Origin of the sequence: Hwanghaeella sp. LZ110 (genome assembly GCF_048892525.1) — a bacterium.
Classification (GTDB): Bacteria; Pseudomonadota; Alphaproteobacteria; order UBA8366; family Aestuariispiraceae; genus Pacificispira.
This window is the reverse complement of record NZ_JBLZHT010000012.1, coordinates 71879-92525: the sequence shown is the minus strand read 5'-3', so window position 1 is coordinate 92525 and position 20647 is coordinate 71879. Positions and strand designations below refer to the sequence as shown.

Genomic DNA, 20647 nt, shown 5'->3' with positions numbered 1-20647 from the left:
GGGATGCCAATCGCGAATTCTATAATCCGGAATTAACCGCGCGGACCTGGACCGGGAATGAGCATTTCGGCAAGACCTATCTGCCGGGCCACATTACCGGACGCCCCTGGATGTTCCATCCGTTCAAGGAAGACGGCTGTGGCATCATTGCCGGCACCACCAACCATATCGCCCCCTGTGACTGGACCCAGTTGGTCGTGGAAAACTCCAAAATCACACAGATCAATGAAGGTGGCGAATTTGGCCGCAAACTGCGCGATGTTATGGAGCAGACCAAGGACATCCAATATCCGACCTTCCCGGACAAGGGCATCATGCATTGGTGGGAAGCGTCCATCGGCACGAACCCTCATATCCATCGCCCGCGCAAGGACTTCCCGTCAGGCTTCGTCAATTGCCTGTATGAACGGGTGCGCTCCGGCGTCATTCATATGGGCTTTGGCACCATCATCTCGTCCATGGCAGAGCGGGAAGCCGCGCGCATGGGTCATCTGGTGGGCCATTGGCACCTGCATCTGTATTTCCCGACCTATACCTGCGAAATGGACGGGGATAACGAGAATATCATTGAAAACGGTCGCCTTCAGGCACTGGACGATCCAGAAATCCGCAAACTGTGCGCCAAATATGGCGATCCGGAACTGTGGCTGGATGAAAGCTGGAATCCTGCTGTCCCCGGCATCAATATGGATGGGGATTACTGGGACCATTATGCCAAAGATCCGCTTCACTGGGTGAAGACGGAATTGGAAGTCTGCCGCAACTATCATCCGATGTTCATGAAGATGGTTGGCGCGGACGACAAATATTGCCACGGTGCCGGGGCCGATTGGTGGAAGGGCGGATGCTGTGATCACAGCGGCGTCTCTGCACCCGTCCTACCCGGAAATTGCTGTGGACATGACCACGACTGAGAATATGTAGCATAATACAGTCTTGTGTGGCGTGTTTGATACCCGCCTCAATATAGCCTGTGCAGGCTATATTGAGGCGGTTTCTACAAATCAGCTTTCCGTCAATATTGACCGATTGCGTCAGTTCTTGGCGCGCGTGCTTTTTGCAATATCCGACTGAACATCCCTTCAAAACTGGAAATTACCTCATCCCCATCACCCTGGATCTAGGATCCAGTTCTACACTTCTTTGCCGCTAGTTTAATAAGATTAACTGATTAATATATTAAATTTATAAGATTGTCTCACAGCACCTTAGCACATATGACTTCATAAATGGCGGGCTTGCGATCACTAGGACAGGCATCTGCCACCATGATAAGCGAGCAAAACCTCCTGATCGCGCAATTGATGTGGGAGAATAGGCAAATACAGCACGGTAAGACGCCCTACCCGCCTATAACACGTGAAAGCTATAGGATGGCGTCCGACGTCGCACGTACAGACACAGATACTTGTAAATGAGAGGTTCCAGAAATGAAGGTTGGATTGATCGGGGTCGGGCTTATGGGCCATGGCATTGCCAAAAACATCGTCACAAAGGGATGGGAACTGAGCTTTTTGGACCAGGTCGGAAATCAGCCGACGACAGATCTGCTCGAACTGGGGGCCAAACCCTATGACAAGGCAGTCGATCTTGCGGCAGCGTCAGATGTTCTTGTGCTATGTGTCACCGGCAGCCCTCAGGTTGAAGATGTCCTGACCGGATCAGGGGCGGTTCTGGACGGTCTGCGGCCAGGCTCCATCGTAATTGACTGCTCGACCGCGATTCCCAGTTCAACCCGCGCACTTGCGGCTAAGGTTGGCGATAAAGGTTCCGATTTTGTCGATGCGGCGATGACAAGAACACCGAAAGAAGCGGAAGAAGGGCGTCTTAATCTTCTGGTGGGCGGTAAGGAAGAATCGATCACACGGATCCGGTCCCTGCTGGAGAGTTTTGCTGAAAACATTTTCATTGCGGGAGATGTTGGCAGCGGTCACCAGTTGAAGCTCATTCACAATATCATCTCGATGGGAACTATAGCGCTGATCGCTGAAGTTGCTGCCTGTGCAATTCAGGATGGGATGGACACCACCGCCATGGTGGACTGTCTGCGCAAGGGGGGCGCAGGCGGCGCAGCTTTAGAGCGCGTGGCCCCCTATATCCTTGAGGGAAACGCCGACCTGCTGCGCTTTACAATCAACAACGCCTACAAAGATGTCGGATATTACAACACAATGGCCGAAGAAATGGATGCGGCACGGCTGATGTCGAAGGCCGCCTATGACACGCTCGCGGGGCAGATCGATCAGGGTAAGGGCAGCGCCTTCATGCCGGAACTGGTGAAATTACTCCAGTCGCCGTCTCAGTAAGATCAAGTCATAGGCACGGAAAACAAAGCGCCTGACCAGGGCCGGACAACCGGAAAATACATCAGATAATCTGATCAATCATTAAAACTAATCAGATTGTGTGAAATGTATATCAATTCTATGTAGTGCTGAGCACATTCAGAACGAATCTCTGACGACGTGCAGGAGACGATATGACAACCGTTTATGTAGAATGCGTTGTGCGCAACAAGATTGCCACGATCACGCTGAACAACCCGCCGCTGAATGTCTTCAAAATGGAGATGACGGGCCAACTGGATGCTGTTCTGGAAGATCTGCGTCGCGATGATAATGTTCGCGCCGTCTTGCTGAAGGGGGCGGGGCGTGCTTTTTGCGCCGGCTCCGACATATCTGAATTCGAGCATTTTTATAAACCGGGCAATGTCGTTGAAATGAAGCTGCGCCGCCAGAATGCGGTGTTTCAAAAGCTGGAGGCATTTCCCAAACCTGTCGTCGCCGCGCTACATGGATTGGCCTTTGGGGGCGGTCTTGAAATTGCACTGTGCTGCGACTTGATTGTCGTCGAAGAGACCTGCCGGTTGGCATTGCCCGAAATGCGTCTGGGCGTATTTCCCAGCAGCGGGGGGCCTTATCGCACAGTTCGCCGTATCGGCCCAGCGCGCACAAAGCAGCTGATTTTTTTGACAGAACCTATCGATGCAAAAACGGCATTTGATTGGGGATTGATCGACCGCCTGGCTTCGAAAGATGAGGTTATCCAAGTAGCCGAGGCACTTGCATCCGAAATGGCCAAGCGACCACAGAGGGCGTTTTCCCTGTGCAAAACCCTGATCGCTGATGCAACCCGCCTCTCAACGGCGGACTTAATCGCGCGGTCCCTTGATGCCAGCGATCAGGTCTTCGCCTCTGCTGATTGCAGGGAAGGTGTACGCGCCTTCTTTGCCAAAGAAGAGCCAGATTTCGGGCATCAACAGAATGATACGACCATCTGACCATGATGAAACACCGTGTGCATCAGGCGTCGGGGTTTCAAATTTTTGAAAGGGAAACAGTGATGAACGATACGACCACCCGCGCAGCACTAAAGGTGCCAGAACCACTGAACCTGATTGATAATAACTGGTCGCCGCCACAAACGGGACAGGTCCTGCCTGTTATATCCCCCATCGATGGCTCGATCTTTGCCGAAATCGCCGATAGCGGCCCGGCGGATCTAGATCTGGCTGTTGCGGCTGCCAAACGGGCTTTTGAATCAGGTCCCTGGGCGGCAATGACGGCTGTGGATCGCGGCAGACTGTTATTGAAGCTGTCGACCCGTATCCTGGAAGAGGCTGAATCGCTGGCCCAACTGGAAACAAAGGACAACGGCAAGCCGATCAAACAGTCCCGCACGGATATGATTATGGCCGCCCGTTACTTTGAATTCTATGCAGGCGCGGCCGACAAGTTCCATGGCGAGGTCATTCCTTTCATGAAGGGATATGATGTCGCAATGTATCGCGAACCGCATGGTGTCGTCGGTGTGATTCTGCCCTGGAATTACCCAGCACAGCAGATTGGGCGTTCCATTGCGCCAGCTCTGGCCATGGGCAACACTGTTGTTCTGAAACCATCGGAAGATGCCTGTCTCAGTGGTCTTCGGATCGCGCAATTGGCCGTCGAAGTCGGCTTTCCGAAAGGCGTTCTGAACGTGGTAACAGGCCGGGGAGAAATCGTCGGCAAGGCCTTGTCGGAACATCGCGACGTTGACTTCATCTCCTTCACGGGCTCGCCTGAAGTTGGTGCAATGATCCAGATCGCCGCGGCTCGCAACTTTATTGGTTGCACGCTGGAGCTTGGAGGAAAGTCACCCCAGATCGTCTTCGAAGATGCCGATCTTGATGCGGCGATGCCCGTGCTGGTCAACGCCCTGATTCAGAATGCTGGACAGACCTGTTCGGCTGGAAGCCGCGTTTTGATCCAGCGCAGCATTTATGACCGGGTTACGGAAGAGTTGAAGGCACGCTTCGAGGCCATCGAAGTTGGCCCTTCCGGAGAAGACGCCGTGATGGGGCCTCTCATCTCAGCTAAACAGAAACAGCGGGTTGAGCGGTATATCTCGGACTGCAAAGAACCCATTATCGCCCGGGGGCGCATCGGTGCACATGCCCCACAGAGTGGCTTCTATGTCGAGCCCGTTCTATTCGGTCCCTGTGACCCTACATCGAAGATCGCACAAGAAGAAGTGTTCGGTCCCGTCCTGTGTGTTATTCCCTTTGAAGATGAGGATGAGGCAATCGCCATTGCAAACGGAACCGAATACGGGCTTGTCGCATCGATGTGGACCCGCGACGGCGCACGCCAAAAGCGTGTGGCGGCGGCCTTGCACTGTGGACAGGTCTTCATCAACAATTTCGGCGCTGCCGGCGGTGTCGAATTGCCATTTGGTGGCGTTCGGAAGTCAGGCCACGGGCGGGAAAAAGGCTTTGTCGCGTTGCATGAATTTTCGCGCATCAAAACTGTTGTGAACTATTTTGGCTGACTGAGGGCCAACTGTCCGCAGGGGCACCTCATTGAAGGATACTGTCAATGAAGATCGCTATTATCGGGGCGGGTGCAGTCGGGTGCTATTATGGTGCCATGCTTGCCCTTGCCGGTCATCACGTCGTGCTAGTCGGGCGCGCTTCCTTCGTCGAAGCCGTCACACAACATGGCCTGATTCTGGAAAAGGATGGAAAACGGCTAGTGGCGCAGGTGGAGGCAAGCAGCAATCCATCCGCAGTCACGGGGGCGGAGATGTTAATGGTCTGCGTCAAATCTGGCGATACGGAACAAGCCGGTAAAGAGATTGCGCCTTATCTTGATCCCAAGTGCCGCGTGCTCAGCTTACAGAACGGTGTTTCCAACGCCGAAACGCTCTCCGATATTTTTGTACAGTCGGTGTTGCCCGTAGTTGTTTATGTCGCCAGCCGCATGATCGAACCTGGCATTGTGCGCCATGAGGGTCGCGGCGACCTGGAATTGTCCGGGCAGGATGCCATGGACATTGCCGACATCCTGAATACCGCCGGTATCGAGACACGAATCTCAAAGGACGTGATGACATCGCTCTGGGCAAAACTGGTCGTCAATTGCGCCATCAATCCGCTCTCTGCCATCACCCGGTCACCCTATGGAAAAATGGCCGCACAAGAGGGAATACCAAATCTAATGGAAGACATTGCGCGCGAAGCCCTGGCTGTCGCCCGGGCGGAAGGCATCCACGTCCCAGACAACGTATTCGAGACTATTCGGAGCATTCCGGTCACCATGGCAGGGCAATACTCTTCAACCGCCCAGGACCTCATGCGGGGTAAGCAAACAGAGATTGATTTCCTGAATGGGGAAATCGTGAAGCGCGCCGCCAAACACGCAATAGCAGTCCCCATAAACCGCACCTTAATGTTACTTGTAAAAAGCGCCGAGGGCAGTGGCATGGATAATTCTAAAAATTAACCGGGAATATGCTAGGGCGTCCGTCGATTGGTGATAATATTTACACAAAATGGAAGTAAGACGATGAAAGTCCAACATATTGCCGCTTTCTCAAACGGTCCGCACGGTGGCAATCCCGCAGGTGTCATTCTCTGTGATGGATTGCCCGATACGTCGGTGATGCAAAAGGCCGCTGCAGAAATCGGTTATTCTGAATCCGTGTTTGCTGCGCCTGAAGGAGAGGCTTGGCGGGTACGATATTTCGCGCCGAAGGTCGAAGTCGATTTTTGTGGCCATGCCACGATCGCGCTTGGTGCCGCGTTGGCGCAGCAAAATGGAGCAGGCCTTTTCACGCTCGATCTCAACCACGCGCGTATCACCGTCGAGGGGCACCTGTCCAAAACAGAATGGGGAGCTTCCTTCCAGTCCCCCCCGACTCACAGTGCGCCCGTGGCAGTGACCGTTCTTGAGGATGCGATGGCGCTTTTTGGATTGAACCCCGCCAATCTTGACCCACGAATACCCCCTGCGGTGGCGCATGGTGGTGGCGATCATTTGATCCTGGCGCTGAAAGACCGCAAGACATTACACAAAATGCGTTATGATCTTGCAAAAGGCCAGATTTTGGCCCGGCGCGAGAGATATATCACCTTTAATCTGATTTACGCTGAGACCGCGCAAGTGTTTCATGCCCGCAACCCGTTCCCGCTTGGGGGCGTCTACGAAGACCCGGCGACAGGTGCCGCTGCAGCGGCTTTATCGGGATACCTGCGAGACATCGAATGGCCCCATAAAGGCAGCATTACTATCCATCAGGGTGACGATATGGGAATTCCATGTCGTCTGATGACAGAGATCACGCAACAGCGCGGTGCGAGTATCCGGGTGAGCGGAAGCACACGCACTATTCGTGAACCGCAACTTCTGGAGATTTAGAACATGTCACAGACACCGGAACAGAAACTGACATCCCTGGGGATCACCTTACCAACCGCACCCGATCCCCTGGCGGCATATCGGCCGGCTCGATTACTGGGAAACATTCTCTATCTTTCCGGACAGGTTCCGCGAAACCCGGATGGTTCGTTGATTCTGGGGCGTCTGGGTCATGATACATCCGTTGAAGACGGCTATAACGCTGCGCGCAATGTCGGCCTGCAGCTGCTTTCCGTTGCAAAATCTGCGATTGGTGAGCTTTCGCGCATCGAGGCTGTTGCTAAGGTAACCGGCATGGTCAATGCCGAACCCGACTTCCATGACCATGCCAAAGTGATTAATGGATGTTCGGAGCTGCTGATCGAAGTATTAGGCGAGGCTGGCTATCATGCCCGCTCTGCCGTGGGTATGGGGTCCTTGCCATTCGGTGTCTCAGTTGAAATCGAAGCGATTTTCCACATAAAGGCAACATGACCATGAGAGATCGTGGAGTCGATATTTCCAGCATTCGGGCGCCGCTGTTCGTCCCTGCAAATCGTCCGGAGCGCTTTGAGAAAGCAGCTCAGTCAGGCGCCGATGCGGTAATCCTTGATCTTGAAGATGCGGTCGCCATTGATGCCAAAGATACTGCGCGCGCGGCATTGCGCTGTGACTTCACCGACCTTCCCATAATCGTGCGTATCAATGCCGCTGGCAGCAGTGCTTATGACGCAGATCTGGCCGCCGTCGCGGCCCTATGCCCTGATGCGGTTATGATACCCAAAGCGGAAGACCCCGAACAGTTGGAGACAGTGGCGAAATCGGTATCCTGTCCGGTCATTGCACTCATAGAAACCGCCAAAGGGCTGGCCTGGGCGCGAAAGATTGCGGCGACACCCAGCGTGCTGCGCCTGGCTTTCGGGTCGATTGATTTCTGCGCCGATCTGGGTTGCGCACATAGCCGCCAGATATTGGCGCCAGTCCGCTTCGAACTTGTCCTTGCGTCCCGTCTCTGCGGTATCGCCGCCCCTCTCGATGGAGTCACCGTTCAGTTGGATGATCTGTCGATAACCCAAGAGGACGCCAGCCATGCGCGGGATATGGGTATGACCGGCAAACTGTGTATCCACCCAAAGCAAATTACCCCTGTATTGAGCGCCTTTGCCCCAAGTGACACTGAAATCGCCTGGGCGCGTCGTATCATACTCTCTGGAGACGGTGCGGTTCAGATCGATGGTGTTATGGTGGATGAACCCGTCCGACGCAAAGCAAGGGCAATCCTGCGGGCCGCACAACAAGACCTGTAGCATTGTGATACAAGATTTCAGAAGTGTCGCTTGTCCAAAGCTGCTCTAGATTTGCCGAACAACATCTGTCACGGACCCATCGCGATATTCTGATACCGCGACGACCCGTTCCCCTTTCGAATGTGTCGGCTGTCGTTCAGATGCTGCTGCAGCCTGGACGCGCAAGTCTTCAATATTGCACAGTGGAAGGTCCGTCGTCCTCAGCCTTTCAACCAGGTCTGTGCGTTTCGGATTCACTGCAATTCCGGCCTCCGTCACCAAAACGTCAACCGTTTCTCCAGGCGTCGTTACGGTGCCGATACGATCCACAATCTTGGGGAATCCTGCTGCCGTCAGGCGTGTCGTGATGATTGTCAGTTTCGCGCCGGCAGCCGTGTCGGCATGTCCACCTGAACCACCAATGATCGTCCCATCTGCGCGTGTCGTCACATTGACGTTGAAATCAATATCAATTTCAGCAGCCCCCAACACCACAGCATCCAACATATCCACAACTGCGCCACGCCGACTGGGACTGGCATAGACCGATGCCGATATCCCCTGATGTCGGGGATTCTTTGCATAGGACTCAACGGCTGCAAGATCGAAACACTGCACATCCAACAGCGCCTCAAAAAGGTCGTTTTCAAGCATTTTGACGTGAAACCCCGTGATGCCGCCGGATGCAAAACTGCCCTTGACGCCCGTTTGCGTCATGCGCGTGGCCAGTGCAGATGCCGTAGCAATCGATATACCCCCTGCCCCATTCTGCAATGAGAATCCTGGCACCATAAGGCCGCTTGCCTCAATAAGGGCAGCGGTGCGGTGTGCAATCTCAAGACCCAACGGTTCGGTGGTTGGCTTTGTCGTGCCCGATAGAATGCCTGCGGCATCGCCAATGCTGGAAACTTCCACGACCCAGTCGACCGCCTGTTGATCGATTTCAATCTGCGGGACGGGATACGCCATCAGAGTATCTGTAACAGCAACAACATGCCTGGCTGCTGCGACATCAGCCTTTGGATATCCCATTGTGCCACAGGCGCGGGGACCGGCCGTACCCGACACATTGCCCGACATATCCGCAGCCGGAGCCGCCACGAACGCCACATCAATCGACAGTTCCCGGGACTCTATAGCACGGGCACGGCCCCCATGCGTGTACAGGGTTGCTGGCTTGTCCAGCATGCCACGCGATATGGCCTCCGCCACTGGACCGGAGATGAAACCGGCAGAAATTCCTGTAACCGTCCGGCGCTGTATGTGTCCGACCAGTGGCTCATGGATGGCAAAAATCGATGACGCTGCGACATGAATATCCTTCAAGCCGCGCTTCTCGGCCACAGCCAGAACCATATTCAGAACACCATCACCATTCCGCAAATGATGATGAAATGACAAAATAGCACCGTCGCGGATATCACAAGCTGAAAACGCTGCATCTATATCCGCCAAAACCTTGTTTCGGATGGTCTGCGACGCTTCCGTACTATAGGCGCGGATACCCCCATATCCTTCAAGGTTGGACGGTAAAATCGAGTGTTCCATGGGACTTGTCACTTATTCGCTTGATCGACTGAGACGGGTTCATCGTGACACCGATCAGCGCCAAAGGCATTGCCGGGCGACTGCCGCAGCCGCTGTCCGTCAAATTTGATCGGATTTGCCAAAAGGCGCATGTCGGGTCGCATATCATGCGGAACATCCGCGACCATACCAACCTCCGCCACGAAAGGATTCTCCAGCGCATCGCGCACGCTAAGAATGGGCGCAATTGGCAAAGTGCCCCGAAATTCCTGAAGCCAGAATGCCGTCGGCGCCTTCGCGAATTCGATATCCAGAATTTCGGTCAATGCATCCCGGTTCTGCGACCGCTGATTCTGATCGCCAAAGCGGGGATCATCTTTCAAGTCGTTGCGGTTCAATTTGTCTAGTAACAATTCCCAGAAACGCTGAGTCATGCACATCACATAGATCCAGCCATCTTGCGCCGTGAATGTCTGAACGGGGGCAACCGACAGATGTGAACCACGGGCGACCCGGTTGCTTTCAAGCCCCTCATTCAGATACCACGTTCCCGCATATCCCAATTGATGCAGCGCCACATCGAACAGACTGACATCAACGTCGCACCCTTCGCCGGTTTTATCGGCCCTCCGCAATGCTGCCAGAAGCCCCAGGACGCCAACAGTACCGGTCATGAAATCAATAATTGAGACGCCAAAGCGCGTGGGGTCAGCGGAAGGGTCACCGGTCAGATGCATCAACCCGGCCTCCGCCTGCATCAGATAATCATAACCCGGCCAGTTGGCACGGGAATTGTCCCGTCCATAGGCGGAGATATGCAAGCAAACGATATCCTTTTTTTGCGCCTTCAGTGTTTCATAGTCGATACTCAGCTTTGCCGGCTGATCCCCCCGAAGGTTGTTCATCACGGCATCAGCCGAGCGGACAATCGCCAGGAAAGCTTCCCGATCTTTGGGGGTTTTTAAATCAAGCGCGATACTGTTCTTATTCGTATTCCACCCCTGAAAGACCAGACTGTCATTCTCCCCCAGGAAATACGGTCCCATTTTACGGGCGGGATCACCCTTTGAAACGGCGTTCTCGATCTTGAATACTGTCGCGCCCATATCTGCCAGATACATCGACCCGTAGGGGCCGGCGGCGAAATGCTCAACAGTAACGATCTTCAGACCTTCTAATGGCTTCACCTTTGATCTCCTTTCTGGACGAACCCGGCCAAGTCGCAAGACGCATCCCTGGCGAGGAAGTCACATTCACACTTGGTTTCCCACCGGTACATGCGCCGCGATCCGGTCCCAATCTTCCTGAAACTTTACCGGGGTCGAGGGGAGGAAAGACGAAAGTCCTGACGGCAACCTCGATTGATCCCATGGCAGATTTGATGCTGCTACATTGTCTGCTGGGCAAAATGCCAATAGTGCGTTATTCAAACAATCTTATTAATCTGAACGTTAATTCAGTTTTTATGATAATACTTCAATGAGAACTGGGGAGGATATGAATGTCGGTCAATCTTAAACTACTGCACACGTTCGCACGCGTCGCGCATTTGAGCAGCTTCAGCCGCGCTGCGGAGGAGCTGGGGCGCACGCCATCCGCGATCAGCATGCAGGTTGCAGAGCTTGAGGAACAGATCGGCCTGAAGCTGCTGGAGCGCACGACGCGCAATGTCACCCCAACTCCAGACGGTGCAATTCTACTGGAACGGGTCCAGGACTCAATCCAGCGCCTGGAGGCTGGTATAGTGGAAGCACGAGACGCTGCCGAGCGACGGCGCGGGCGTGTGGTTTTTGGCTGCGCCCCGACTGTTGCGGCGGGCACGCTGGCTTCTGTATTGACTGAGTTTCGCACCAGGTTTCCAAAGATCTCACTGCATATACGCGAAGTGACATCCAGCAATCTGTTAGCGGCAGTGCGAAATCGGGAGATCGATTTTGGCGTCACGCCTTTTGTGCAGGCCAAGTCCGATCTGAAATTCAAACGGTTGCTGCGTGAACCGCTGGTCGCACTGGCCGCACGTGATCATTTCAAAGATTTACCGGACGTTTTGTCCCTTAACGATCTAACGCAATTGCCCCTGCTTGTGATGCAGGGAATGCCCGTTATTGTTCTGCAAAATGGCCAGGAATTGCCAATGCTCTTGACGGAGTACCTGGAACGATCAGGCCGCCCTCTCAGGATTGCCTGCAGTGTTCGGCAGGCAGCGACGCTTGTCGATTTGGCAATGTCAGGATTGGGCGTAGGGATTGTCCCCAGGTTGGCGGTACCGCCAACCCTGTCGCACGAAGTTCGAACGCTGCAATTAACGGATCCTGAAATCGTCCGCGATATTGGAATCGCCACACTAAAAGAAGAAGTCTTGAGCAAGCCTGCCCTGGCATTGGCAGATATTTTCAAGGTACGGCTGGCCGAAACCACTCCGGCCAGGACTGTATCGTGAACCAACCGCGCAACGCGTTCAGTCATGCCCCCGATATCACCGTTTCCAATACAGAATTTGGATTATAGAGGTGCGCACAAGCCCTGAACAAAGGAACCGGCATAACCTTCGCTTTCGGAGTGAGCGCGATTCCAAGATCAACCTACTTGCGGTAACTCCGTTGGGACGTCGACCAGACACTCAGCGCGTCCGGGGCGCACGACCATGAAGTCCGCCAGCATCAAGCCGACATCACGCTTCCAGGACGGGTCATGCAAATCAATGTTATTGCCCATCGTCATGCCTTCCTGAAGTTCCCAATCTTCGGTGCCAGCGCCATTGCCAGCCGGGCTGCCGCGCCCTTCGGGATAAACCACCGTCGGGAATACCGGTGAGTCTAAGCCCATGCCATGCCACCCCAGTTCCACGTAATCCAGGCCAGCCTTTTCCGCTGGACGCCGGATCATGCGCCATGCCTCTTGGAAGCTTCGACCCGCTGTTAGGGCCTCTTTGCTGGCCTCCAGACATTCTACCGAGACGTCCCAAATCCGACGCAATTGGTCCGGCGCCTTTGGACCGAGATAGGCTGAAAATTCCGTGTGACAGCGGTAACCTGCATATTTTGTATGATACTCCGTGATAACAACGTCCCCTTGCTCCAGCATGCGCCCGACCGGCGCAAAAGGCTGTTCCGAAGCATGCAGCAAATGCCACATCTCATCGACCGGATGCTCAACTGGCCCAGAAGACATGAACAAATGCAGGTTTGGTTCGGCACCGGCTACGATCTGGGCTTTGAGCACCTCGCTAAACAATTCCCGTTCGGTCAGTCCTGGGCGTGCATTTTCAATGAAAGCGTCCAGCGCAATTCGGGCACAACGCCCGGCCTCCCGCAGCATATCAATTTCGACTTCAGATTTTATCAGCCGCATTTCGGTCAACATGTGACTGGCATCAACGATCGCACAATTCGGAAATTCCCGATTCAAGGACCGCTTGTCACCTTCCAAGATTGCGGCGCTGGAAAGCGTATTGCTGAACACCGCATACCCTATTTTTCCGCGGTCCAACTTCCTGTCTCGGATCTCTGCGGCAACAACAGACCACCCCTTGCGGTCCCTGATATCTGTTACCCATTCCTGTTCGGAAAGGGTTCGCCAGTAGGGGCGTCCCATATGCTCTGGCCCAATCCACAGCACTGGATCCCCCTCAATCGGGAAAAGACCAACGGCCCCCATATAGGATCCAACCTGCATGAGGTAGCGAAAATTGATCATGCCCATGCCGTTCCATAGGTCATTGCCCATCAAAACGATGGCATTGATCCCCGCTATTTTCATTTTTGTGCGCAATTGCTGCCAGCGGCGGTCACGTTCAACTACCGGAACGTCTGTCAAAAGACCAAGCTCCGCGCATTTATCCCATAATACCTGTATCGCCTTCATATCATCTTTCGACAACAAGACCGGAAATTCGGAATAGCTGCTGAACCATGCGTCGTAGAAACCTGGCTCAATATTGTATTCCTTGCCAACCGCGTTAAATGCCTCCTCGGGATGCGCCAAGGCATAGTCCATTGCGGCACGCAGCACGCGAGAGAATTCCTGGTAGATTTCTGGGTCGGCATTCAATTTATCGCCATATCCAGCAAGAACCGCTGTGACCATACGAACGCCAAAGCTGTCTATAAGATCCTTCGACACTGCCCCAAGCGGATGATAATCACCTGTTTTTGATGCCTGATACACCTGGGCATGGATCAGCGTGGCCGCATCGACATTGCCAGCAGACAGGACCGCCGGCACCCCGGGGGCTGGCATTTCAACGAATTCAGCCCCCCTTGAGCGGCCACATTAAATCCATGCGCTTCCGCCAAATCAATTCGAATCAGCGTGATTCCAGCAGAGCCCAAAGAATACAGGGCGAGTTTTTTACCTTTGATATTCTCAATCGTCTTCAAGGGGTTATCGGCGGGAACCCATATCCCAGACCCCGCTCCCGACGCATGAGACTACAGCCCGGTGCCGATGATGCGTAGGTCCAGCCCTTTGGAACGGGCGCGCGGAATGGCGATTGCCGCCGTCTCAATAACATCATAGGTCTGCGCAATAGTTTCCTGGATAAGCGCTGGAATCTCCAACGCCGTCGCTTCCACTTTGATCTTGTCAGAGGTTATGCGACCATTCTTGATCGCCCATAGAATCGCTTCGTGAGAGGGATCGGAGAGATACCCGAAATTCACTGTGGTTTCTGCCTGCGTCGGCCCGGCAATCATGACCGCGAGGGCGATAAAAATCAGTAGTTTTTTCATCTTTGTTTTCCCTGTTGATGCATTTCGCCGCGCTTGATTAAGCGATCTGGGGTTCTTCCAGCAGCGTGACGAGTTGGTCCCGCCGTTGCGCGAGTTCATCGCTCTTCCCTAAATCACGAGGTCTCGGCTCGGTCACAGTGATGACTTTCGCGACCTGGGTCGGCTTGTGCGTCAGCACGACAATACGATCCGCCAGGAACAGTGCCTCATCGATATCACGGGTGACGAACAATATTGTCTTCTTTCGCTCCGCCCACAGATCCAGAATCTGCTGACGCAGCCTAGACCGCGAGGCATGATCAAGGGCCGAGAAGGGTCCATCCATCAGGATAATTTCAGGCTCCATCGCAAGCGCCCGCGCAATGGCGACACGCTGTTTCTCCCCTCCTGATAACATTGTAGGCATCTTATCAAAATCACCCCCTAGACCGACTTTGCGAAGTTCCGCCCGCGCCCGATCCAACCGCACATTGCGCGGCATCCCTGGATAGCGCATCTCCAGCCCGAAGTCGGCATTCTCCAGCGTGGTTTTCCACGGCAACAGGCGCGGGGACTGAAAAACAAAGGATGTCTGAAACCAGCCTTTTGCTGGCGCCTGTCCGTTCACGCAAACAGTGCCGGATTGGACTGGAAAAAGGTCCCCAACCAATCTTAGTGCGGTGGATTTCCCACAACCCGATGGCCCCAAAAAGACAAACAAACTCCGAGCCTTTGACGTCAAAGGTCAGGGATTCATAGATTGTTGACCCCCCAAGTTTAAGATTGACATTATTAATTTGGATCGCGGCTTAGGTCATAATCTTACTATACAGTTTAGTTAATTTTCATCACAGTTACTCGCAATACCAATTTCACTTCAAGAAAAATTTTAAGCTTCAAATAAAAAGGATACACAGCCATCACCCTTCGGGGTCTGAACGTTTCGATGCGCTGATGGCCCCACCCTATTGATCGTTGGGCCTTGTGAACGAATATCAACTGCCATATGCCCAAAGCTGCGTTGCCGCTAGACCAAATCCCCACCACGCACTACCATCTGAACCGTCTAGGCCAAAACAAGCGAGTCGGAATGGTCGCGTGGAACATCTTTAAAAAATTCAGCGGATGCATAAGAAGTTAAAATCTGAGGAGAGATTATCCAAAAGCTGGACAGCATTCATAACGTGCAGGCTGCAAGGAACCTCTTTCACTCATAAAACACCTATTCAGTGAGCATTTACTCATCCTGGCTGCGGCGGTGATAATGCTATGAAAACTTACGCGGCTTGTTATGTATGCCCGTCTGGTTTCTTATCCGCATTATGGCAGGGGCACCGAAATGACCGATCAGACCGAGAAAATCCCAAATATACATCTGGACCTGCTGACACTAAGCGTGTTCTTAGCTGTTGCCGACACAGGCAGCATCCGCGCGGCCTCTGAACGGCTCCATCTGTCGCCCTCAGCCGTCAGCCGACGCCTTGCCGAATTGGAGATGCATTTTAATCAGATCTTTTTCTTGCGGCATTCACGCGGCGTTGAACTGACCGAAGGCGGCCAGATCATGATGGCGAAAGCACGCGAAGTATTCGGATCAATTGAAACCGCGCGCACAGAAATCAAACGTCTGCAAAGCGGTGAAGCAGGCAGCGTGTTGCTGAGCGCGAATGGATCAGCCTTTGTCAACGGCCTGGCGGAGGATCTTTCTCAGTTTCACACAATTTATCCTTTAATCGGTATTGAATTGTTTGAATTGTTCAGTCCCGATGTTGTCGATACCGTTGCTGAGGGCAGGGCGGATCTGGGGCTGATTGCCCACACATTTCGTCTGCCGTCGAGTGTTGAGACGACGCCATATTGCATGGATACGCTGGTTCTTGCTGTGCCGAAAGGCCATATCCTGGACGGGTCTTCCGGAGTCACCATGACAGATCTGTCGCGTCACGATCTGATTGGGGTTAGCGAAGGCAGTTCCATGACCCGACTGATGCGTCGCGTTGCCGTCACCGGTAACAGCAAGTTCGAATTCCGGCATATGGCCACCACAAATGAAGTCGCGCGCACCCTGGTTTCACACGGGCTTGGGGTCGCCATTATGCCCCACCGTTTCGTGATGCCCTATCTGCCAATCCTACCGATAACAATCGTACCGATCCGTGAGGCCTGGGCCACACGCGAAATCAGCATCGTGCGCAGACGCGGTGAAGCATTGACCAAAACGGCGGAGTTATTTTTCAAGTTTCTTATTGCGCAAGCAAAAGCGCGTGACGCCTCGTCATAATGGCGTTCTTGGTGTTCTCTAATTCGCAACACGGCTACGCTGAATGAGCATTTCAGCGGGAGTACTAGGCGGTGCTATGGTTCTTTAAATCAGACGCGGGGGCAAACCCGCGATCAAAAGGGAAGAACCATGAAAACACCCAAACAAGAGGCATTTCGCCTTTCCACAAACGATTTTTCATTCACATCCACTGGGTTTAAACGCCCGGAATGCGTTTCCTGCGGTGCATCGGGGGCAGTCTATGCAAGCGATGCACGCGGCGGTGTACTGCGCCTGTCGCCAGAGGGAGCGCAGACCTTAATCGGTGAAACTTCTGATGCGCCAACCCGGTTCAAGCCAAATGGCTATATCCTGATGCGAGACGGATCAATCGTCTTTGCGAATTTGGGCACGGCTGGCGGCCTGTGGCGGATTACACCGGACGGCGAACACGAACCGTTTCTGGGCGAAGTGGACGGAGTCGTCCTGCCGACTGTTAATTTTGTCTGGATGGATGACCAGGAACGGATATGGTTCTGCGTTTCTTCCATGCGCCCGCGCGAAAGTGCCTTCGACACCACGGCGAATGACGGCTTTATCGGGTTGATCGATGACAAGGGGGCACGCATCGTCTCCGACGGAATGGTCTGGACAAACGAGTGCCGGATCGCCCCGGACGGACGAAGCTTCTATGTAAACGAAACGTTTGGCCGACGCACGACACGCTTTGACCTCGCCAAAGACGGCAGTTTGAGCAACCGGACCACCTATGCCGAATATGGGACAGGAACCTTTCCCGATGGGATGGCATTCGATGTAGAGGGCGGACTGTGGGTCGTCAGCGTTGTAACCAACCGAATTTTCCGACTGCTTCCGGATGGTAGCCAACACCTTTTGTTCGAAGATTTCGAGCAAGACCATGTGGACAAGGTAGAGGCGAAACTCGTTGCAGGCGATCTGTATTCCGCAACGGTCTATGAGCGGCATTCTTCAACGTTGCTGAATACATCCAGCATTGCCTTCGGTGGCTCGGACTTGCGCACAGTCTATCTGGGCTGTATCGCCGGTGACCGTATTGCAATGTTCAAAAGCCCTGTTTCGGGCCTTCGTCCGGTGCATTGGGACTGGAGCTGATGCAGTCCAAGACGAGTCCCGATCCGGCGGAAACGGACACCACGCCGCATATCGCAGGCTGGATCGCCGTGATCTGCGTTACCAGCCTGATACTCTTAATCAATCTCAGTGTCCTAATCGGAATGATCGGAACCGGTCCGTTGATCAGCTTCGATTCTGATGTATTCCTACTTGGAGGTGCGATTTCATTGGCGACGCTGGCTGATCTTCAATGGCAGATATTTGCGCTGATGCTGCTTTCTGCTATTGGCCCCCTAGTGGTTACAGGCGCACATGTACGTGTCGACTTTCTGGCGGAAACTTTCACAAACCGTACGCGACAGATGATTGATATCGCCAGTCATCTGATTTTCGGGTTGCCCTTTGCGCTGATATTCCTCGCCCCTGCATGGCGCTTCTTCTCACGCTCTTGGGCAATTGACGAGAACGGGCTGAACGGCGGTATGCACGATATCTATGTGATTAAATTTGTGTTGTTCGGTTGCTTTGTCCTGCTGGGATTGTGCATCGTGTTGCGGCTGGTATTGGACGTAAAATCCTTAGGGGAGCGCCAATGACCGCAGATGTCGTTATCCCATTGCTGATGATCGCCTTGCTGATCGCAGGTATCTTATCAAGCTATCCGGTCGCACTGGTCCTGGGGGGCACAGCTACGCTGGCATTGCTAGTCTCTGACCTACCAATATCCTTTGCGAATCTACTGGTTTCACGTGTTTACGGCAATATTCTGACCAATTGGCTGTTTCTGAGCATACCGATGTTCATCGCGATGGGTTTGCTGCTGGAGATGTCGGGATTTGCCGCACGCGCCTTGGTGGATTTACAACGTGCCTTCGGAAATCGCCGCGGTGGATTAGGAGTCGCTGTAATCCTTATCGGTGCATTGATGGCGGCGGCAACCGGCGTTGTGGGGGCATCTGTTGTGATGCTGACCCTATTATCTCTGCCGAAAATGCAAAATCAGGGTTACAGCAACGATCTGGCCGGCGGTATCGTCGCTGCATCTGGAACGCTTGCGATTCTTATGCCCCCCTCAATTATGCTGATCATTCTATCGGACCAGTTGGGTGTGGGCGTTGGCGATCTTTTTGCAGGCAGTATCGTCCCGTCCGCAATCCTGATCGGTCTATATCTGGCATACACGATCTTGCGTGCGACACTGTATCCGGATCACGCACCGGCAGCGCGACAGACTGAACGTTTCAATGTCTGGCAGATACTAATCGGTATCGGCCCCTTATTGGTGCTGATTTTTTGCGTACTTGGCGCCATCATTTTCGGCATCGCCTCCCCGACAGAGGCAAGCGGCGTTGGTGCCCTGGGCGCGGCGCTGCTGACGTTTACCAACGGGCGGATGACCGGACCCAATATGCGCCGGGTCTCGATCGACACAATGCGAAACACCACGGCGGTACTGTTCCTCGCCATTGGCGCGACATGTTTCAGTGCCGTTTTCCGTGGGGTTGGCGGCGAAGACCTAATCGTCAACGTGCTGGAACATGCCCAACTGGACGCGTGGGGCACGTTGATTGTGCTGATGATGGCAATGATTGTGATGGGATTCTTTCTCGACTGGCTTGAGATCGTACTGATTCTGTTGCCGATTTTTGGTCCAATTGTGGCCGGTCTGGATTTCGGTAATGGGCTGGACACAAACCATCAAATGATTTGGTTCGCAATCATCGTCGCGGTAAACCTGCAAACATCATTTCTGACACCGCCTTTCGGCTTTTCGCTTTTCTATATGCGCAGCGCTTCACGGGGGACAATCAGCAACCGCGACACCTATCGCGGTGTACTGCCCTTCGTAGCGCTCCAGCTCCTGACACTACTGATTATCATAGTGTGGCCTGGAATCTTAATATGAAAACCAACAAAACCAACTAAGAAACTGAGGAGGAATACCAATGAAGAAGACGATAATAGCGGCCATGGCCGCTGTGCTGATCCTTTCTACAGGGCAAGCAAATGCTCGGGATTTCACCCTGCAAAGCGCATTTCCAGATCTTGGCGTATTAGGGACGGCGGTGAACCGCTTCGCTGACAAGACCCGAGAAGTCAGCGGCAACGACCTGAACTTCCGGGTCTACGAGGCTGGCAAGCTGGCGCCACCGCTGGAGGTATTGGACGCGGTGGGCAACGGATCCCTGGATGCAGGGTGGAGTTTTGCGGGGTATTGGGCCGGTAAGATGCCCGCGGCACCTCTTTTCGGTTCAATCCCCTTTGGTCCGAGCCCGATCAAATTTGCCAGCTGGCTGTATGCTGGCGGCGGGTTGGAAATCTGGCGTGAACTCTATGCGCCCTTCAATGTCGTGCCGACACCCTGCGGCCTTATGGTATCGGAAGCGGGAGGATGGTTCAGCAATCAAATCAATTCCGTCGATGACTTTAAAGGTTTGAATTTCCGCATCGGTGGGCTCGGCGGCAAAGTTATGGAGAAACTGGGGGCAGTGCCATCTAGCCTGCCTGCCGGTGAAGTCTATCTTGCGCTTGAAACAGGCAAGCTGGACGGCACAGAGCTTGGCTATCCCGCATTGGACGTGACGACTGGCTATCAGAACGTCGTCAAGAACTACTATTTCCCCGGATGGCATCAACCCGGTGGCGGCATGGAGCTACTGATGAACAAGGATGTCTGGGACAGTATGACCGATGCGGAACGCGATACGATCGAAACCGTCTGCCAGTCCAATACGGCTTGGTCATTGTCCGTTGGTTCCATTCAGCAGAAAGATGCGCTGGAGACGATCCGCGCTGCAGGTGTGACAATCCGACGCTTTCCAGACGACGTTTTGAACGCCTTGCGCAAAACGACCGAGGAAGTAATCGCAGAAGAAAGTGCGAAAGATGAAATGTTCCGCCGGGCCATCGAGTCCTATCGTGCCTTCAGCGACATCTATGATAGCTATGTCAAACTGAACTCAATCGACTGACACGAACCTAGAGGCAGGGTGCTTTGCACCCTGCCCGTTCGCATAACTCCATCGACAGGATTGGTTCGATTATACCCACAACGAGACTAAAAATTATCTTCCGCGATCGCCTTACACGACTTTTTTGAGGAGCAGACAAACC

19 protein-coding genes are annotated in these 20647 nt (G+C 53.7%); 14 read left to right on the top strand and 5 right to left on the bottom strand.

The window, feature by feature from the left end; genetic code table 11:
• The 8 genes from ACOSDM_RS19120 to ACOSDM_RS19085 form a co-directional block, all read left to right on the top strand.
• On the top strand, window positions 1-914 hold a 914-nt coding region (locus ACOSDM_RS19120), incomplete at its 5' end, for a hypothetical protein (RefSeq protein ID WP_420726141.1).
• A gap of 516 nt (window positions 915-1430) precedes the next feature.
• Window positions 1431-2306, top strand: a complete 876-nt coding sequence (locus tag ACOSDM_RS19115) for an NAD(P)-dependent oxidoreductase (protein ID WP_420726140.1) — start codon at window positions 1431-1433, stop codon at window positions 2304-2306.
• Between the two features lie 173 nt (window positions 2307-2479).
• Window positions 2480-3280: an enoyl-CoA hydratase/isomerase family protein gene (locus ACOSDM_RS19110; protein WP_420726139.1), complete on the top strand. Its 801-nt coding sequence runs from the start codon at window positions 2480-2482 to the stop codon at window positions 3278-3280.
• A gap of 62 nt (window positions 3281-3342) precedes the next feature.
• Window positions 3343-4809: an aldehyde dehydrogenase family protein gene (locus ACOSDM_RS19105; RefSeq protein ID WP_420726138.1), complete on the top strand. Its 1467-nt coding sequence runs from the start codon at window positions 3343-3345 to the stop codon at window positions 4807-4809.
• A 47-nt stretch (window positions 4810-4856) separates the two neighbouring features.
• Window positions 4857-5762, top strand: coding sequence for a ketopantoate reductase family protein (locus ACOSDM_RS19100; protein WP_420726137.1), 906 nt, complete (start codon window positions 4857-4859; stop codon window positions 5760-5762).
• 63 nt (window positions 5763-5825) lie between these two features.
• Window positions 5826-6677 (top strand): PhzF family phenazine biosynthesis protein, encoded by an 852-nt coding sequence (locus tag ACOSDM_RS19095; protein WP_420726136.1) that lies wholly within the window; start codon window positions 5826-5828, stop codon window positions 6675-6677.
• Window positions 6678-6680: 3 nt separating this feature from the next.
• Window positions 6681-7151 (top strand): RidA family protein, encoded by a 471-nt coding sequence (locus tag ACOSDM_RS19090; RefSeq protein ID WP_420726135.1) that lies wholly within the window; start codon window positions 6681-6683, stop codon window positions 7149-7151.
• A 2-nt stretch (window positions 7152-7153) separates the two neighbouring features.
• Window positions 7154-7963, top strand: a complete 810-nt coding sequence (locus tag ACOSDM_RS19085) for an HpcH/HpaI aldolase/citrate lyase family protein (RefSeq protein WP_420726134.1) — start codon at window positions 7154-7156, stop codon at window positions 7961-7963.
• Between the two features lie 45 nt (window positions 7964-8008).
• Here ACOSDM_RS19085 and citF read toward each other — a convergent pair whose 3' ends face one another.
• Together citF and ACOSDM_RS19075 are read right to left on the bottom strand one after the other, a co-directional pair.
• The gene (gene citF / locus ACOSDM_RS19080) at window positions 8009-9490 is read right to left on the bottom strand and encodes a citrate lyase subunit alpha (protein ID WP_420726133.1); all 1482 of its coding nucleotides are present in this window, start codon (window positions 9488-9490) and stop codon (window positions 8009-8011) included.
• Window positions 9491-9498: 8 nt separating this feature from the next.
• Entirely contained in the window at window positions 9499-10656 is a 1158-nt protein-coding gene (locus ACOSDM_RS19075) for a CaiB/BaiF CoA transferase family protein (protein WP_420726132.1), read from the bottom strand.
• Window positions 10657-10970: 314 nt separating this feature from the next.
• On the opposite strand from ACOSDM_RS19075, the gene ACOSDM_RS19070 reads away from it, so the two are divergent.
• Window positions 10971-11909 carry a LysR family transcriptional regulator gene (locus ACOSDM_RS19070; protein WP_420726131.1) on the top strand — a complete coding sequence of 313 codons (939 nt, stop codon included), beginning with the start codon at window positions 10971-10973 and terminating at the stop codon, window positions 11907-11909.
• Window positions 11910-12046: 137 nt separating this feature from the next.
• Here the strand turns inward: ACOSDM_RS19070 and ACOSDM_RS19065 are convergent, their stop codons facing one another.
• The 3 genes from ACOSDM_RS19065 to ACOSDM_RS19055 form a co-directional block, all read right to left on the bottom strand.
• Complete coding sequence (locus ACOSDM_RS19065) at window positions 12047-13708, bottom strand: M24 family metallopeptidase (RefSeq protein WP_420726130.1); 1662 nt, start codon at window positions 13706-13708, stop codon at window positions 12047-12049.
• 191 nt (window positions 13709-13899) lie between these two features.
• Window positions 13900-14199 (bottom strand): hypothetical protein, encoded by a 300-nt coding sequence (locus tag ACOSDM_RS19060; RefSeq protein ID WP_420726129.1) that lies wholly within the window; start codon window positions 14197-14199, stop codon window positions 13900-13902.
• A 37-nt stretch (window positions 14200-14236) separates the two neighbouring features.
• A complete protein-coding gene (locus tag ACOSDM_RS19055; protein ID WP_420726128.1) occupies window positions 14237-14899 on the bottom strand; it encodes an ABC transporter ATP-binding protein in 663 nt (220 codons plus the stop codon).
• Between the two features lie 618 nt (window positions 14900-15517).
• On the opposite strand from ACOSDM_RS19055, the gene ACOSDM_RS19050 reads away from it, so the two are divergent.
• From ACOSDM_RS19050 to ACOSDM_RS19030, 5 genes are all read left to right on the top strand, one after another.
• On the top strand, window positions 15518-16459 hold the full coding sequence (locus ACOSDM_RS19050) for a LysR family transcriptional regulator (protein WP_420726127.1): 942 nt from the start codon (window positions 15518-15520) through the stop codon (window positions 16457-16459).
• A 129-nt stretch (window positions 16460-16588) separates the two neighbouring features.
• Window positions 16589-17572, top strand: a complete 984-nt coding sequence (locus ACOSDM_RS19045) for an SMP-30/gluconolactonase/LRE family protein (protein WP_420726126.1) — start codon at window positions 16589-16591, stop codon at window positions 17570-17572.
• Window positions 17572-18129 carry a TRAP transporter small permease subunit gene (locus ACOSDM_RS19040; RefSeq protein WP_420726125.1) on the top strand — a complete coding sequence of 186 codons (558 nt, stop codon included), beginning with the start codon at window positions 17572-17574 and terminating at the stop codon, window positions 18127-18129. Before ACOSDM_RS19045 ends, ACOSDM_RS19040 begins: the two co-directional genes overlap by 1 nt.
• Window positions 18126-19439, top strand: coding sequence for a TRAP transporter large permease (locus ACOSDM_RS19035; protein ID WP_420726124.1), 1314 nt, complete (start codon window positions 18126-18128; stop codon window positions 19437-19439). The genes ACOSDM_RS19040 and ACOSDM_RS19035 overlap by 4 nt, the downstream gene beginning before the upstream one ends.
• Before the next feature lie 40 nt (window positions 19440-19479).
• Window positions 19480-20505, top strand: coding sequence for a TRAP transporter substrate-binding protein (locus ACOSDM_RS19030; protein ID WP_420726123.1), 1026 nt, complete (start codon window positions 19480-19482; stop codon window positions 20503-20505).
• Window positions 20506-20647 lie beyond the last annotated feature (142 nt).